Source organism: Pseudomonas sp. fls2-241-TYG-175 (genome assembly GCF_030209155.1).
GTDB classification, from domain to species: Bacteria; Pseudomonadota; Gammaproteobacteria; order Pseudomonadales; family Pseudomonadaceae; genus Aquipseudomonas; species Aquipseudomonas viridiflava.
Map to the genome: position 1 here is coordinate 15261 of NZ_JARVSO010000046.1, position 14805 is coordinate 30065.

The 14805-nt window shown below is 53.2% G+C and carries 11 protein-coding genes and 1 pseudogene; 2 read left to right on the forward strand and 10 right to left on the reverse strand.

Translation table 11 applies throughout. From position 1 onward, the window contains the following. Positions 1 to 383: 383 nt before the first annotated feature. From tnpC to QRN20_RS24055, 5 genes and pseudogenes are all read right to left on the reverse strand, one after another. Positions 384 to 977 (reverse strand): annotated as a pseudogene (gene tnpC, locus QRN20_RS24035) (IS66 family transposase); the annotation flags it as partial. Positions 978 to 1587: 610 nt separating this feature from the next. Continuing rightward, complete coding sequence (locus tag QRN20_RS24040) at positions 1588 to 2202, reverse strand: HNH endonuclease family protein (RefSeq protein ID WP_134743249.1); 615 nt, start codon at positions 2200 to 2202, stop codon at positions 1588 to 1590. A 79-nt stretch (positions 2203 to 2281) separates the two neighbouring features. Continuing rightward, the gene (locus tag QRN20_RS24045) at positions 2282 to 3400 is read right to left on the reverse strand and encodes an AAA family ATPase (protein ID WP_122418027.1); all 1119 of its coding nucleotides are present in this window, start codon (positions 3398 to 3400) and stop codon (positions 2282 to 2284) included. A 796-nt stretch (positions 3401 to 4196) separates the two neighbouring features. Continuing rightward, a complete protein-coding gene (locus QRN20_RS24050; protein ID WP_122418029.1) occupies positions 4197 to 5030 on the reverse strand; it encodes a hypothetical protein in 834 nt (277 codons plus the stop codon). Positions 5031 to 5189: 159 nt separating this feature from the next. Next, entirely contained in the window at positions 5190 to 8156 is a 2967-nt protein-coding gene (locus tag QRN20_RS24055; RefSeq protein WP_122501319.1) for a TrlF family AAA-like ATPase, read from the reverse strand. A gap of 218 nt (positions 8157 to 8374) precedes the next feature. On the opposite strand from QRN20_RS24055, the gene QRN20_RS24060 reads away from it, so the two are divergent. After that, a complete protein-coding gene (locus QRN20_RS24060) occupies positions 8375 to 9397 on the forward strand; it encodes an IS110 family RNA-guided transposase (RefSeq protein ID WP_088235470.1) in 1023 nt (340 codons plus the stop codon). Between the two features lie 487 nt (positions 9398 to 9884). Here QRN20_RS24060 and QRN20_RS24065 read toward each other — a convergent pair whose 3' ends face one another. From QRN20_RS24065 to QRN20_RS24080, 4 genes are all read right to left on the reverse strand, one after another. Continuing rightward, positions 9885 to 10574: a DUF5710 domain-containing protein gene (locus QRN20_RS24065; RefSeq protein WP_122418528.1), complete on the reverse strand. Its 690-nt coding sequence runs from the start codon at positions 10572 to 10574 to the stop codon at positions 9885 to 9887. Between the two features lie 173 nt (positions 10575 to 10747). After that, entirely contained in the window at positions 10748 to 11374 is a 627-nt protein-coding gene (gene ycaC / locus QRN20_RS24070) for an isochorismate family cysteine hydrolase YcaC (RefSeq protein WP_043304203.1), read from the reverse strand. Between the two features lie 174 nt (positions 11375 to 11548). Continuing rightward, a complete protein-coding gene (locus tag QRN20_RS24075; RefSeq protein ID WP_122501024.1) occupies positions 11549 to 12007 on the reverse strand; it encodes a thiol-disulfide oxidoreductase DCC family protein in 459 nt (152 codons plus the stop codon). A 146-nt stretch (positions 12008 to 12153) separates the two neighbouring features. Next, on the reverse strand, positions 12154 to 12753 hold the full coding sequence (locus tag QRN20_RS24080; protein ID WP_096766675.1) for a TetR/AcrR family transcriptional regulator: 600 nt from the start codon (positions 12751 to 12753) through the stop codon (positions 12154 to 12156). 121 nt (positions 12754 to 12874) lie between these two features. Here QRN20_RS24080 and QRN20_RS24085 point away from each other — a divergent pair, with 121 nt between their 5' ends. Beyond that, positions 12875 to 13759 carry an alpha/beta hydrolase gene (locus QRN20_RS24085; RefSeq protein WP_029244250.1) on the forward strand — a complete coding sequence of 295 codons (885 nt, stop codon included), beginning with the start codon at positions 12875 to 12877 and terminating at the stop codon, positions 13757 to 13759. Positions 13760 to 13816: 57 nt separating this feature from the next. Here QRN20_RS24085 and QRN20_RS24090 read toward each other — a convergent pair whose 3' ends face one another. After that, positions 13817 to 14743 carry an alpha/beta hydrolase gene (locus QRN20_RS24090; RefSeq protein ID WP_285361398.1) on the reverse strand — a complete coding sequence of 309 codons (927 nt, stop codon included), beginning with the start codon at positions 14741 to 14743 and terminating at the stop codon, positions 13817 to 13819. Positions 14744 to 14805: the final 62 nt, after the last annotated feature.

Here is a 14805-nt window from a genome sequence, read left to right on the forward strand (position 1 = left end):
TCTTCGCCTCCAACGGTGTAATCAACGAGCAAGCATAGACGATTTTACAGAGCATTTATTTTTGAGACAGTACACTAGCAGCAGCATTAGCTCGAGCTGCCGGCTAGCAAAGTCAACCTGATTGAGTTTGGCCGAAGTGGTAAGGTGATTTTCAAACTCGCCGGCTGTCACTATCACCGTGCTTTCAAGCCAACGGCCTTGTTCGTCGACATATCCAGATATCTCTAAATCCAAAGGGGCCGTCCGATGGGGTTTTTTTTCGAACCATACCAAACTGACCGATGCTGCCTATGTGGTTCCCCTGAATCGCTCACGGGAGAACACAAGATAAAAGCTTCGTAAGCGCTCCATAAACCTCACTTGGCTAAAGATAAGTAAAGCGCTTAGCTGTGAAGTCGAGGTTCGCAGTTCCACGGCAGCAAGGCTTCGTAATCCTCTACCGATGTCGCCGTTGGCAAACGTTCAAGTGCGTGGCGCAGCCACGCATAGGGCTCTTGGCCGTTGGCTTTGGCAGTCTCGACCAGGCTGTACAGTTGAGCACTGGCCGTGGCGTCCTTGGGCGTGTCGCTAAACAGCCAGTTCTTTCTTCCGATCACGAAGGGGCGGATCGCGCGTTCAGCTGTGTTGTTATCGAGCGGCAGGTAGTCTTCCTCAACGTATCGCTCCAGCTTGCTCCAGTTACTTGCGAGGTAACTAATGGCTTTGCCCAGGGTATTCTGAGCGGTGACCTGTGGCTGCGTCTTTTCGATCCAGCTTTTCAACTGAGCCAGTATGGGCAGGCTATGTTCGTGACGGCCGATTTTACGATCAGCGTCGCTACTGGCCTTCAAGTCGCGTTCGATCCCATACAGCTTGTTGATCAGGTTCAGCGCGATATCGGCACGCCCCGTTTTACCTTTGGGCTGCACTTTCTGTGCTTCAACAAACTTGCGTCGAGCATGCGCCCAGCAGCCTAGACGCTCGACTCCGGTTTGGGAATCGGGAGCCCAGCATCTGGCATTAGCTTAGTGCTTTGAATGTGAGTTTTATGGAGCGCTTACGATCCATTGCGGTCGATCCGTCGTTTCAACGAGATCGTTTCCTGTAAGCACTGATCGCTAATCTTGAGTCCATTCCGGAAGACCTCAACAAGAAGTCAGTCCATTTGCGTTGCAGAGATCAGTACGTCGACTTTTTTCGGGAGCAGCGCTGCCGATACATCCAGGCGATGACTTCTGACGAGATCAGCACCTGGCATGAGATGGGCATCAATCTGAGGTGGAATTGATCTCCAGAGTCTGTCTGCGTTAGGCCCAATCAGGAAAATTCTAAGACCGGGGCAACTGATCACGCGGCTGGTATCGTGGTGGCTACGATGGGCAGTATGGGTCTGAAAACACGAGAGATCTGGGCCAGTTCATAACCGTTCAGCGACACCGGCATCTGCACGTCAGTCTGTACGAGATCATTCTGAGGAGAATGCCCTAACACCGTCACTGCCCCGTGAGCAGTCGAGCATTAGATGAATGATTTGAGCATGCAAACCGACCTTTTGTTTCGGTGCCGCTACCTAGTGATTGAGAACTAGGTGGCGGTGCTCACTACATACTAGATCCCGAATATCTCAAACATTGCTCTGTCAAGCCTAGTCTCGATTTCATCCAGAAAAGCATCATACCTGTCTTGAGAAATTATCCTGCCTCGCCTGCGTGCCACTCTTAAGAGCCTCGCTTGTAAGTTTTGAAGCTCAGATGCGGCGAATTGTACCCTGTCGTCGAGATTAGCAAGAGAGTCGAGTTTCAAGTCGTTAATCATAGCAGCTGCTTGCCGCTGGCGACGTGAGCCTGGTACAGCGGAAAAAATCGGCCCAGGTGATATATGTACATTCTCGTCGTAGCTATCAAAGTAAGGGTGAGGCCATTTGAACTCGCCGATGAGCGGTTGAAGAAAAGGTGCCACTTTTACGGCGTTGTCTCCTAATTCCTTTGTTGATTTCACCATATTGCAAGGCTGGCATGCAATTACAAGGTTTAATGGGTGGAATGCCCATCTTCTGTAGTGCAGTTTTGACTTGTCTAGAAAGTGTTCGATAGCCTCCCCAACATTTCTACGCTCTAACGGAATAATTCTTCGGCAGTAATAACAGGACTGAGCTTGTGATTTTCTGATTGAAAGTCTAATTGCATCCCTAACTGGTTTTAGCTCTTCGTCACTCCATTTCATCTGGCTGTTCAGGAAATTCGCAATTAGCGCCTTGTAAGGCTTATATCGCAGGATTTTCGCGTGATTGCGGAGCAAGGGGTCAGGGCAACTCATGATGCTCTCTCAAATAGGACAAAGTATGGAGGATTTCGCGCATCGGGTCGCCAGTTTCGGGAGTTAATCCAAATTCAAGCAGAGTATCAATCGCTCGATATAGTTCGGGGTGGTCTAGGTCGCCCTTCGCTATGAAGCTAAGGCATATTTGCGTAATTTTAACGACAGTTGTAGAGCGGGAAGAGTAAATACTAAACTGATCTTTCAATGTGCTATCAGCTGTCTTGCCATACAGGTCAGACTCATGCCATCTCTGGTCGGTTGGAAAGTTGCAGGTAAATGCATCGTTATTAGGCACACTTCCGGCTATTAGAGGGGAATGGGTCGCAACTAAAATTGTTGTACTGATGCCATTTAATTCTAGCACTTTCCGAAAATCCCTGAGAATGGTCTTTTGCCAGCCAGGATGCAAGGAGTTTTCGGGTTCGTCAAAAAATATGAGCGCTCTGTTTTTTGCGCAGTATAATGCCCCAAGCAAGGTAAGCATGTATGACCGTTCGCCAGAGCTCAGATCCGACAACGTGTAATACCGGCTGTTTCTCTTCACTGATATTGTTTGAAGCGAGAGACCTTTCTCTCTGAGTGCCCCTTTGATCGCAAGCATGGTCATGTCCTCCTGGGCGGACGCAAGATTGACGATCACTTCGTTACTAACAAAATCGTATAATCCGTCTTTCCTATTTTTTCCATACCTGAAGTGAAGCTTTATCTCTGGATCGATGTTGAGCTTTTCTAGGCAGAAACTGACAGCCTCTGGGTTACTCCGACGAATTGAACCTTCGCCCAGTAGGGCACCGACAATAACGCGGAATGGTGCAATGTCAGAAATCATATTGTTGGCGACTTTATAACCTAGGTAGCAAATACCCCAGTCATCAGGGCCTGCATTCCAGATTTGTTTTGGGTATTTATCATTGTGGGTGCCAGATAGGCATAATAGCTGTCGAAATCTTGAGTCAAGAACTCCTGTTTTGCTAATGGCCTGGGCAGCTGCAATTGCAAAAAAACGAGATTTACCAGTGCCATTGTTTCCTGTGACGAGGTTTGTTTTTCCAATGTTGATTGTTGACATTAGATGGAGGAATCTCTCCAGCTCTGTATCCATTCTGTGGCGCGCTCCGTGTAGGTCGATCTGATTTTTATCGCAATATTATGCTACTGATCAAAGGCTATCCAACCACAAATGCTCATCGGAAGTTAGCCAAGGCGTGACATGTCGAGCAAGTAACGACGGGCTGACCGCAAGCGACGCGCGCAGATGCGAGGGTGTCTGCCCGTAGCGCCACGCCCCATACTTCGCCGGTTAATTAATACCCTGATCGTTGCGAGGTGCGGGCGCCCGGGTCAGAATCTCTCCCAGCCAACCCGCAAGGGAGCCACACATGGAAGTCATCGAATGCACCCGCGAAAACGTCGACAGTGTCGCGAACCTCTTCAACCAGTACCGCATGTTCTAGGAGGTCATCGCTTGCCCTATGTAGTGAGGGGTTTATCAGTTGGGTGCTCGCTATCGTTGTTTCTGAACTAGGTCTTTGTATAACTCTCGGGCCTCAAGCATCTGATCCCTGATCTCCTCTGGGTCAATGCGCATGCCTCCGCGAGGCGTGACGTGAAGCGTCTTTAAACGGTTCGCAGCCTTGATGAACTCCCGTTCCTCTGCCTGAACCCAATCGGGGCGCTTGTCTTTCCAAAATAGCCAACCCATTTGCCCGGCCTCGCCTTTGATCGGATGCTCAGCAGTATGTGGGAACTGAAGGTAACGTCCAAGCAAGGAAATGACCTCGGGTAGTATCCAAGCGGAGCGCGCGGGCCAGGATGGTCGAAGTGTGGACGTGAGCCCCGAGCCTGGTCATCAGAGTTTACTAGCCAACAGCTCGAGGCGCTTTAGACGTGAGTCGTCCTCACCTGTTATTTGCTAGGCGATTTAATATTGCCCTAGCGACCACTAGGGTTATATGGAGACGCATGGTGGAATGATCCTCATCCGAAAGTCCTTTATGCGAACCATCGGAGTGCAACATCTTCATCAGCCCGTTCAACATACCTTTCGCATCCTGGTTCCATTCGGAACGGCTCTCGGATAGAAACCCGCACTTGGCCAAGGCTTGAAAGCCATTGTTCAAACCAGGGTTCGGAGGTAGGTCAGCGGAGGCAATCCGTGTTGCGATCTCCAGAATGAGGCTCTCCATGAATGTCCTGATCTGAGCATTAGCAGCTGCCCAGTCGCCTCTGGTATGCGCGTCAATCGCCTGATCAAGATGACCGCACGATCTCACGAACCCGAAATGCTTCAGGTGCTGATGAACCTGATCATCCCCAGCAGACAAATCCACATTTGCTGGCAAGCTTCGTCTCAGCCAAGGTGGGTTGCCTTGTCCGCAATCCCCTGCATCCCATGAGACGACGAACCCATCCCTTGCCAGGCAGCGTTCCAACGGCAATTGCTGCACGTGCCTAGAGGGGCAGTGCATGAGCCGAACTGCTTCACGAGCAAGTGCTTCACCAAGTGTCATCTGACCCTCCCTGGCCCAGAAAACAAGCTCTGCCCGTTCTAGAAGTACCTTGTTGAATATCAATCTTTTTTTGGCAACCGACAGCTCGCTCCCCGACGGTACCCACTGATCCAGTTCTAGACGTTGCACCATATGGTCAAAACCGGCGCTTGTTTCTGCTTTCTCAATAAAATCTGATGCAGCCAGTAAAGTCTGACGAGTGAAATGCAGTTGATCAGACATCATGTGCTCCATTATTCATTAGGTACGCCGCGAGCGAAGTCAGGATGTGATGTGGTTTTGGATTCACCGCAAAGCTGCTTGCTGATGGCTTGGACAACGCTTGAGTGGTCAAGCTGCGGCTCGTTGACCGAGTTCGTCATCGCGCGGCGACTTGAAAAGTCACCTAGACAGCCGAACCCGCAGTCGGCGAGCACGCTCCTTAAACGCGGTCTCACCACCTTCGAGAATCTCGCATACCCGCTCCCGGATAAGCCTGTCCTCCAGTCCGCCCGAAAAATAGGTGATAGGAGGCAACTGCCCGTTACCATGAGGGCCGCATTCAGCGATGATGATTTGGTCGGCATCCGTGTTCACGACTAGGTTGGCATTGTGGGTCACCATGATGACTTGTCGAGTCGACTTGGCGGCCATGAACAGTGGGACGAGATCGTTGTAGATTGACTTGGGGTCGAGGTTTTCTTCTGGCTGGTCAATAATCAGTGGCCGGCTGTCTTTCGCATCAAGCGAAAGGTAAAGCAGCAACAGCACAATTCCTCTGGTGCCAGGAGAGAGTTTCTGGATTTCGACGCCGTCGTAATTTATGGCGTAACGTACAGAGATGTGGTCAGTACCGTAGAGCCATTGGGCTAAGCGTTTCGTCCACCGCCGATACTCTGCCAGATCCGATGTGGCTACTGGCGCATGCTCAACGAGCTGTTCATGGTAGTTCCTAATAAACTCTCTCAGCGCAGCTAGCACGGTCTCGTCATCTCCGTAGAGCCAGGGAGTATTCAGCGACTCGAGCACTTTTTCGCGCAAGGTACCTCGGCCTCTGAAAGGGCCCTTTTTAGAGAGGTTGAGCAAGGACTCACCCTCGGCTGACCATGCCTCAATGTCGACAGTTCGGGCTACCGAGAAAGAAAGCTTGTTGAGAGTTCCTTGGGCGCTTTCCAGGCGCTGTTTGATGGGCGAGTAGAGCTCCTGGAGAACTTGCTCCTCAGCAATGAGGGCCGAGAAAACGCGCTTGTATGAATCGCACCGCTCACTCACCAAGACTTCGAGACGTTGGGAGGCACCCACATGGTCGGTTAACTTCTCCCTGCTGGCCCGCAATAGCTCAGTTTCCGTGGTTATTTTTGTTGATAGTTCTTTGAATCGCTTGGCGGTGTCTTGGTCGACGCTGACCAGTTGCTGGAGGCGACCAATTTCTGCCTGCAGCAACGAGAGACTGCATTCTTCAAGCTTGGCGCCTTCAGCAATAAACGCCTGTTGAGCGTCCTCGTTCGGAGCCGGTGGGGTTCCTATCCATGCGTCTCTGTTCTTTTGAGCCTTGAGCAGCATTTTCGATAGGATGGCTCCGACGTCGCCTTCGTAGTCCCTAAAAAAAGCACTCCACTCGTCATTCCCCAGACCACTTTTGGTATGGCGTGCTTGGATGTCTCTAAGATCACTGGGCGCCACGACTTGGCGAACATTGTTGACTTCATCCTGCATCAGAAGAATCTGCTGCTCTTGGGCTTTGTAATACCGCACATAGCCGGCAACCTTTTCTGAGGCGGCGGTCAGTAACTGCAATCCGGACAGCCTGACCTCTGAGCCCTTCGCGACGAGCTTGCTCCTGTCTTCGGTTAGCCGTTTGACCAGCGAATCTTTTTCCTGCACCTGCGTGGTCAACTGGGGTACGAGGCTGCGTTTTTCGAGTTCGGTGTTGATTCTCTCTGACAGACTGCCGAGTGATTCTTCCTCGCGCCGCCTAGCCTCCCGATATCGCTCAGAACGGATGTCTCTCAGATCATTGAAGCTGATGGCCCCCTCACGCTCGGTGGGGGAGTGCGACTCGTAAATTACCCGCTCGACCTCTGCCAGGAGGCCGTCCGTCATACCATCGGCGGAGCAAAGTTCCTCCACGAACTGCTGCGACAGATACCGAGCTCTTGGGTACACGAACTCATCGTCAGTCGTCTGGTTTAGCGGGCTGGCCTGCGTGTCACCGTTGCACCAGGTGATATTCACTTCAGCATTTTGTAGGTGGTCTTGTGCCCTCACCAAGAATGAGTGCCCTGTAATTGCGTTGCCTCGAGCGTCACAGCCTGCCGCCAAGATGTCAGCCAGCGCGGTCTTTCCTGAGCCTCTTGCGCCTACCACGGCAATCAGGCCTGGGTTCAGAGCCAGGACTGGTGTCTTGAGCCACGGCGCATTGGTTATATCGACTTGGGAGATGACCTCGGAAGCATTCCCGTAAGGCGGTGGTTCCTCTCCAATGAAAGCTCTACCTGCCGGATCAATACAAGCCTGTCGGAGCGTGTCGAAGGTAGGACTTCCCTTGAGCCAGCTATATCTTTTCCCATCAGGCACTCCAGTTTTGGCAGTTTGATGGGCATCGCTGCCATGCAAGCACGGCTTCAGGCCGTTGTACCGCTCAACCAGGTTCTCTGCGGATAAAGCTTTTCTACCTAGCCAAAAATCCCTTTGGTTTGGGTTGGAGGCAAAAATGACATGCGCAAACCGTTCGATTTCCTGCCGCAATACTTCATCGGCACCCTCTTTCAGTGCGGAGGTACCGTCATTCTCTTTCGCCGCGACTGCGATGATCAGGTTGGCTTGTGCCCACTGGCTGTTTTTGTGCTTGTCTTTTAACTCTTGAAACGAAACCTTGAAGCGCTCAGCGCCATGTCGCAGGGCAGCCTGGTCATCTTGGATGTCAGGGTTCGCTCGCTTTCCAAGCCTTCTCAAATCGCTTGGGGCGCACCTAAACTCGTCATCAAAGGCCTTGAAGGTGAGCGAGGCAAGAAAGCGCTCAAGCTCTTCCAGGTGATTTTCTTCGTCGGGGCACACCAATAGGTGGGCGTTGATCCACGATTTTGCAGTTCCTACATCGAAGCGAATTTCGACATTGGGAAAGAGTAGTTCGCAGCGTGGAAGTCTGCCCCCCTGCTTGTGCTCAATCAGCTGTCTGTAGGTATCAAGCAGGTAATAATCTGTCACCGCAATCGCGCTGATCGCCGGAGAAGCCTCTTCCAGAGCTTTGAGATAACCTTCCCAGTCCCCCTTGAATTGGTCGTTGAACAACGTGCCTGGCGCGTGCACGTGGGGATCCCATCGAAGCCAACGGGATCCAGAGGACAAAGGCTTTGGTTCAGTCTGCATATTACGTCCCAGTAGGCAGAAAAAGAGGTGCACTGCCGTCGCGCCGTCCGGGTAAGCAGACGCGAGAGCAGGCTGTCATAGTGCCACTATTTTGGATTCATCCAGTGGTGTCAATCTAAAGCCGATGGGTCGAGAGCTAATGAGATGGTCAGCCCGATCCGAGAAACCCGGAGTGTCTACACTTTCCGGGTTTCTCTCTAACGTCGAGGAGATCGCTCATGAACAACGGCCTCAAACTTTTAGGCATCGACATTGGTAAAAACAGTTTTCACCTCATAGGCCATGATGCAGGCGGCCACCAGGTACTGCGCAAGTGCTTCAACCGCAATCGCCTGCTGCAGTTTGCGGCTCAGATTGAACCTTGCACCATTGCAATGGAGTCGTGCGGTGGCTCTCACTGGCTTGCCAGAAAACTCGCCTCGCTGGGGCATCGGGTGAAGTTGATTGCTCCGCAACATGTGAAGCCCTATGTGACGGGCAACAAGAATGACTTCATTGATGCCGAAGCCATTTGCGAAGCGGCCTCCAGACCACGTACCCATTACGTTGCCGCCAAGACTGTGGAGCAGCAGGTACTTTCCGTACAACATCGTCTTCGCGAGTCACTGGTTTGCCACCGTACTGAAGCCATCAACAGGGTGCATGGTTTTTTGCTTGAGTTTGGAATTGCCTTGCCCGCCACCAAGGCAGCGATCGCCAAAGTGCCTGAGCTGATTGACAATTCACGTAGCGACCTGCCGCTTCAGCTCAAAAGGATCATGGAGCATTTACTGGAGGATATTCGGCGTCTTGATGCAGAGATCAGGGCGTGTGATGTGCAAATCAAGCAGCAACTGGCGCAAGACGATGCCGGTACACGCCTGATGACTATTCCTGGCATTGGACCTATCACCGCCAGCGCACTTGTGGCGGATCTGGGAGACGCTTCCAACTTCAAGACTTCACGAGACCTTTCCGCTTTTCTAGGACTGGTTCCCAGACAGTTCTCTACAGGCGGGAGACCCGTATTGCTGGGTATCAGCAAGCGAGGTGACAGGCGCATGCGAACCCTGCTGGTGCAAGGGTCTCGAGCGCTCATGATTCGAATAGATCGACGCGAGGATGCCCTTGGGCAGTGGGTAAGAAACTTGTTGGCACGCAAGCATCCGAACAAGGTGGCATGTGCCTTAGCGAACAAGCTGGCAAGAATCGTATGGGCGGTGCTCAGACGAGGCGGCACCTACAACGCGTCAATGATCTGAGTAAAACGTAGACATACCGGCTTTTGCTACGCAGTGATGATGACGATAAACAGCTCATGGCCTGACTGAGAACCTGATAGGCAAAGCAGCCTTCGAGGCTTTAGGGGTTTTTGAGGACAGTTGGGCGGCGAATACTCATCAAGGGCCGGGCAGCGAGATTGCCCAGAATGAGCCCGGATACATTAGCGCAAGCATGCTTTACCGCTCATCGAACTGCGATTGCAGGAGGTGGGCTGACCATACATTGCCTACGTGGTAGGTATATTGCCGTCAATCCATTTGAGTGAATGAGAAGGGCAGATATATCCAAAAGGTGACATTAGTGTTTGCTATGGGATGGTTGGGTAGCTCGAGCTGTAGTGGTCTAATGATTCCGGACACCCATTAAGGCGAGAATGCTCGCCTGAACGAGGTCGAGCCGGCCTAAAAAATTGAACAAATCAATAGAGCGCCATGATGCGCTTCATGTTCTCACGCAAAGCACTGCTTAAATCTGCTGCCCAAATTGCTCACGCATCTGCATCCAGTCGAAGAAATCCTCGGTGGCGAAACCAACGCTACAGTCGGCATCAAATCTCTCGTCGATTCTGGCGAGAATCATTTGCTGAGCCTGGGCTGGTGACGTAGGAAAGAACGCCCCACCAGGCTCACCGTGCATGAAGAAGTCGCCAAGCTTTGCTCCGCAGTGTTCACAGTGGTTCATGAGGTACCGGCTGTCAGCCGTCTTGCTGTAGGCGTACTTGAAATGGTCGGTAAATCGACGAATCTGTTTAGTTACCTGAGGCGACAGGCTTTGCACATTAGAGACTGTTCCACGGTACTCGTGGCACTTCCACTCACCCAGGTTGCTGGCGAGGGAAAAATCTTCATCCTCGTCCACAAAGTAATCGAACTCTTCATGATTCTCGGGCAGCATGAACGAGAATACGCGCGTCCGACTGGAGCATTTCCAGCAATCGGAAACTGACTCGATCACATAGTAATAAGGTGCCCTGACGCGAAATTCCGGTTCATGTTCCAGATCTAAGTCCTCTGGCACCGATAGCCAGCGGGCGAAGGGACCTGGCTCGACGCCCTCGGGGACGTACCAGGTTTTAAGATTTGGGTCCCAACGGGCGCCGAGAGATTTGGCTTCATCTTTCTGTGAGAACGGTACGGTCAGATCGATCCTTGTCATTGCTGCTCCTTTGCCTATCACCAACTGCAATATCTCGAGTTGAAGAGTTTCTGGCCTTATCCGAACTTTGTAAGAATGCCTTTAGTATCCCAGAAAAAAGCGGCCAGTCAGAAGATCCGGCTCCACAAAAAAAGGCCCGCAAAACGGGCCTTTGAACATCATTTTCTGACCGCTCAGCGAGCAGTCAACGCCGAGTAACTGTTCATCAAATTCCGATAGTTCGGAATCCGCTGCGACAGCAGATTGCCCAAACCTTCGATATCGTTGCGCCAGTCGCGCTGCAGCTCACACGCCACCGAGAACCAGTTCATCATCTGGGCACCAGCCTGAGTCATGCGGTTCCAGGCGGCCTGCTGCACAGCTGTATTGAAGGTGCCGGAAGAGTCAGTCACCACGAACACGTCAAACCCTTCAGCCAGCGCCGACAAGGTCGGGAACGCTACGCAGACATCTGTCACCACACCGGCAATGATCAATTGCTTACGACCGGTGGCCTTGATCGCTTTGACGAAGTCTTCGTTGTCCCACGCGTTGATCTGGCCGGGGCGGGCGATGTAGGGCGCATCCGGGAACATCTCCTTGAGTTCCGGTACCAGCGGGCCATTCGGGCCTTGTTCGAAGCTGGTGGTCAGGATGGTCGGCAGTTCGAAAAACTTCGCCACGTCGGCCAACGCCAAGACGTTGTTCTTGAACTCGTTCGGCGTGAAGTCCTGTACCAGCGAAATCAAACCTGTCTGGTGATCGACCAGCAGAACTACGGCGTCGTCTTTGTTCAGGCGGTTGTAAGTGGCGTTGGTCATGGCGGAATCCTTTTTCGAAGTGGTGAGTGGCTGTCGTTTCAACGTGTGGCTAGATTAATGTCCATCTGAAAGTTGAAAAAGCACTTGAAAAAGGTTTGTCTGTCAACCTGCAAGAGACAATTAAAAAGCGTGAAGAGTTAGTCCTGAACTTGACCGATGACAGTTAGCGAGACACTACTTTTTATCAGGCGGTCGCTGATCGTGCGAAACACTGTCTGTTTCGGGAAGGGCACAGTTGTTGGTCCGGCATCGAGCGCTGCCATCAGGATGAGGCAGCCATGCCAACTGCGGACGCCAGCGGCAGAAGAGGCGATAGGCGACATTAAGCAGCGGTCTGAATGCTGGCCATGACAACGGTGCAGCCCAGGCACCGAGGCCCGCTGCTCGCCAGCTCCAGAGTGTTGCGTCCAGACCTGTGACCCACGTTCCATCGTCAAACCTGGCGTGCAGGGCTGATTCCATTTGTTCGAGTGTGTATCCCATGGCTTGGGGATCAAAGGCTTCATCACTGATATCGACGAAGTGGAGGCGATCGGGTGCAGTATGCGCACGCAAGAGTTTGATTTCTCGCGCGCAGAGCGGGCATTCACCGTCAAAGTACAGGGTCAGAGGCCACTTTGTGTTCTCGTGCATCGATGAGTGTCCCATAGCGGCTTAAGTGGCGTTCTCAGCTTCAGAACAGATTCAGGCAACTCGGTTCCGTCAGGACCCGCACGCGTCAGGTCGCGGGCTGGCGCTGTGTTGCAATCCATAGCTGTTCGTTTTTAGGCATCCATGAATTACGGTGCAAGCAAAATCGAGGTCATCGGTTTGAATACGACTTCAGGCGGGATGTTGGACATCTCGTCCGGCTTTCTGTCTATCGCCAACGAGGCGTAGCCATGAGCCGTGCTCCAGGCGAGCAGGGTGCGTTGTTCAAGCAGCGCCGGGTCAGGCTCCGCACCATTTTGCGCAATCCATGCCGTACGAATCGACTGTCGAAGCTGATGAAGAGCGGCTTCGCCGGATTTCAGAAGTCGGGGCAATGAGCGGGTGGCGCGGTCTCCGCCCAACATCAGCCGGAAGTGGTGCGGATAGGTGGTCGCAAACTTCACGTACCCGAGTCCGGCGCCCATCATGGGGTCTTTTATTTCGGTCTGAACGGCGCTGATGATGTCTATCAGGCGTTCATAGCCGTCGGCCGCCACTTCGGAAAGCAGGTTATCCATCGAGCCAAAATGGTGGGCGGGTGCCGAGTGGGAAACATTGGCTCGTCGTGCGCACTCACGCAGCGAAAGCCCCCGTACTCCGGATTCGCCGACGATGTCCCACGCCGCCTGACGTATGACGGCAGCCAGGTTTCCGTGATGGTAGGAGCGGGTGGTTTCTGATTTCGGCATAGGGCATTTCCGCCAATTATTAAAATAAAAGTTACCCGGCATTCTCCTCCACCTATCTTGTCACTGACAAGATGCGCTGTTTTAATGCCGTCAGATCACCCGATCTGCACGAGGAGTTGCCGTGAAAAAGCTCAACAGAAAAATCCGTATGTTGACCCAGCTGTTTCTCCTGAGGATAGCCAGTCGGGTTTTGCCAGGCCCTACTGGAAGATACCTCGCCCGGCGATTCATTACGCCGCAGCCTGGTGAGCGCTCGAAGGCCGCATCAGCGGTAAGTGCATCATCAGGCGTACATACCGAGACTCTGACGTTGGGCGGCACCGATATAACGACCTACCAATGGGGTGATCCTTTGCGTGAGCCTTATGTGCTGCTCGCGCACGGCTGGTCAAGTTACGCGTTGCGTTTCGTCGAATGGATTCCGATGCTGCGTTCGATGGGCTATGCCGTGGTCAGCTTCGATCAACCTGCTCATGGAGCAAGCAGCGGGAAGATCAACCATTTGCCGCTGTTCGTCGAGATGATTCGGCAGGTGGGACGCCACTTCGGAAAACCGGCAGTCTTTATCGGACATTCCATGGGCGCCTCTTCGGTGATTTTTGCTCAGGATGAGGAGTGGTCTCCAGAGCGCTTCGTGCTCATCGCGCCGTTCGTGGCGATTTCAGAGAACGCCAGTCGGCAGTTTGAGACCGCGGGGATCTCGCCCAAAGCGTTCCCTTCATTTGAAGCGTACCTGTACTCGGTGACAGGCCGCCGGTTCGCTGAATATGAAGGCGCATTGCGTTTGCCCTTGATGAAAGGCCCTGCGCTGATCATTCACGACCGGCAGGATCGCGAGACGCCATGGGAGAAGGGCGCCCGGTTTGCAAAGCTATGGCCGGGCGCGCGTCTCTTTTCGACTGAAGGGCTGGGGCACAATCGCTTGCTCGACCATCCTTCCGTTATCAATGAGGTGATGAACTTCATCAAGCCGGAAAAATCATCTAAGGCCGGGTTGAGTGAATAGCCGAGCGGACAGTGTCAGCGCTGCGGTAACCAATAAGCCGCCGCAGGTTGAAACGACTCAGCGAATGGCGTCAGCCAAACCTGTCTCGATAAAGCGCACAGAACTTTCCATCGCCTGCTGACCTTCCGGCAGCATGGCCGCGTAGAAATGCCAGGCGTGGAACATCGCAGGCCACACTTCCAGGTTCACACGAACGCGGTTGTCCGCCAGGTGAGTGGCAAGGCGTATTGCGTCGCTCAGCATCAGCTCGTTCTCGCCGATCTGCACCAGGATGGGTGGAAGTCCGGTGACGTCGGCGAAAACCGGCGAGGCCAGAGGGTGATTGGCGAGCGTGTCGCCTAAAAACGTTCTGGCCAGTATGTCCAGCACCGACTTGGAGTTCAGCGGGTCCAGACCTTCCCGATTGCTCATGGAAGCGCCTGTGTGTTCGAGGTTTGCCCAAGGCGAGATGGAAGAACCCACCGCCGGTAACGGCAGCCCTTTGGATTTGGCCGCCACCATCACGCTGACCACCATGGCTCCGCCTGCCGACTCGCCTGAAAAGGCGATTCGGTTCGCCGGGATGTTCTGTTCAAGCAGCCACTCGTAGGCGCGCAGTGTGTCGTCGATGGATGCCGGGAATTTGTGTTCCGGTGCAAGACGGTAGTCCGGCATGTACACGCGGGCGCCGAGCATTTTCGCGTAGTTGCCGCCGATGCCGTGGTAGCCGTCCGGACGCCCCACAATATAAGCGCCGCCGTGGATGTACATCACGACTGCGTCGGTTTTGATCTCGTCCGGGGTGACCAGTGTGCCTGGCACGCCGCCCATGTCGACCGCCTCGAACCTGACGCCGGCAGGCGCTGGATTCTGCGCGAGCATTTTTGCGTAGGCGTCGCGGATGTCGCTCATTTTCGTGGTGGTATCCAGTCCCTTCAGGACGGGGACCAGATCGCTCAGGCTGTTGGCCCAAGTGTGTACGGCGGATTCGACTTTCGTGTTCATAACGATCTCAATGGGTAGTGAATTAGCTAATTGAGATATTATTCTTATGATTCGGGAATAGG

Bases quoted from the DNA above. Each gene is read 5' to 3' on its own strand.
- QRN20_RS24045 (WP_122418027.1), bottom strand. From the start codon at position 3,400: ATGGATACAGAGCTGGAGAGATTCCTCCATCTAATGTCAACAATCAAC.
- QRN20_RS24060 (WP_088235470.1), top strand. From the start codon at position 8,375: ATGAACAACGGCCTCAAACTTTTAGGCATCGACATTGGTAAAAACAGT.
- QRN20_RS24090 (WP_285361398.1), bottom strand. From the start codon at position 14,743: ATGAACACGAAAGTCGAATCCGCCGTACACACTTGGGCCAACAGCCTG.
- QRN20_RS24065 (WP_122418528.1), bottom strand. From the start codon at position 10,574: ATGACAAGGATCGATCTGACCGTACCGTTCTCACAGAAAGATGAAGCC.
- QRN20_RS24080 (WP_096766675.1), bottom strand. From the start codon at position 12,753: ATGCCGAAATCAGAAACCACCCGCTCCTACCATCACGGAAACCTGGCT.
- ycaC (WP_043304203.1), bottom strand. From the start codon at position 11,374: ATGACCAACGCCACTTACAACCGCCTGAACAAAGACGACGCCGTAGTT.
- QRN20_RS24050 (WP_122418029.1), bottom strand. From the start codon at position 5,030: ATGTCTGATCAACTGCATTTCACTCGTCAGACTTTACTGGCTGCATCA.
- QRN20_RS24040 (WP_134743249.1), bottom strand. From the start codon at position 2,202: ATGAAATGGAGTGACGAAGAGCTAAAACCAGTTAGGGATGCAATTAGA.
- QRN20_RS24055 (WP_122501319.1), bottom strand. From the start codon at position 8,156: ATGCAGACTGAACCAAAGCCTTTGTCCTCTGGATCCCGTTGGCTTCGA.
- QRN20_RS24075 (WP_122501024.1), bottom strand. From the start codon at position 12,007: ATGCACGAGAACACAAAGTGGCCTCTGACCCTGTACTTTGACGGTGAA.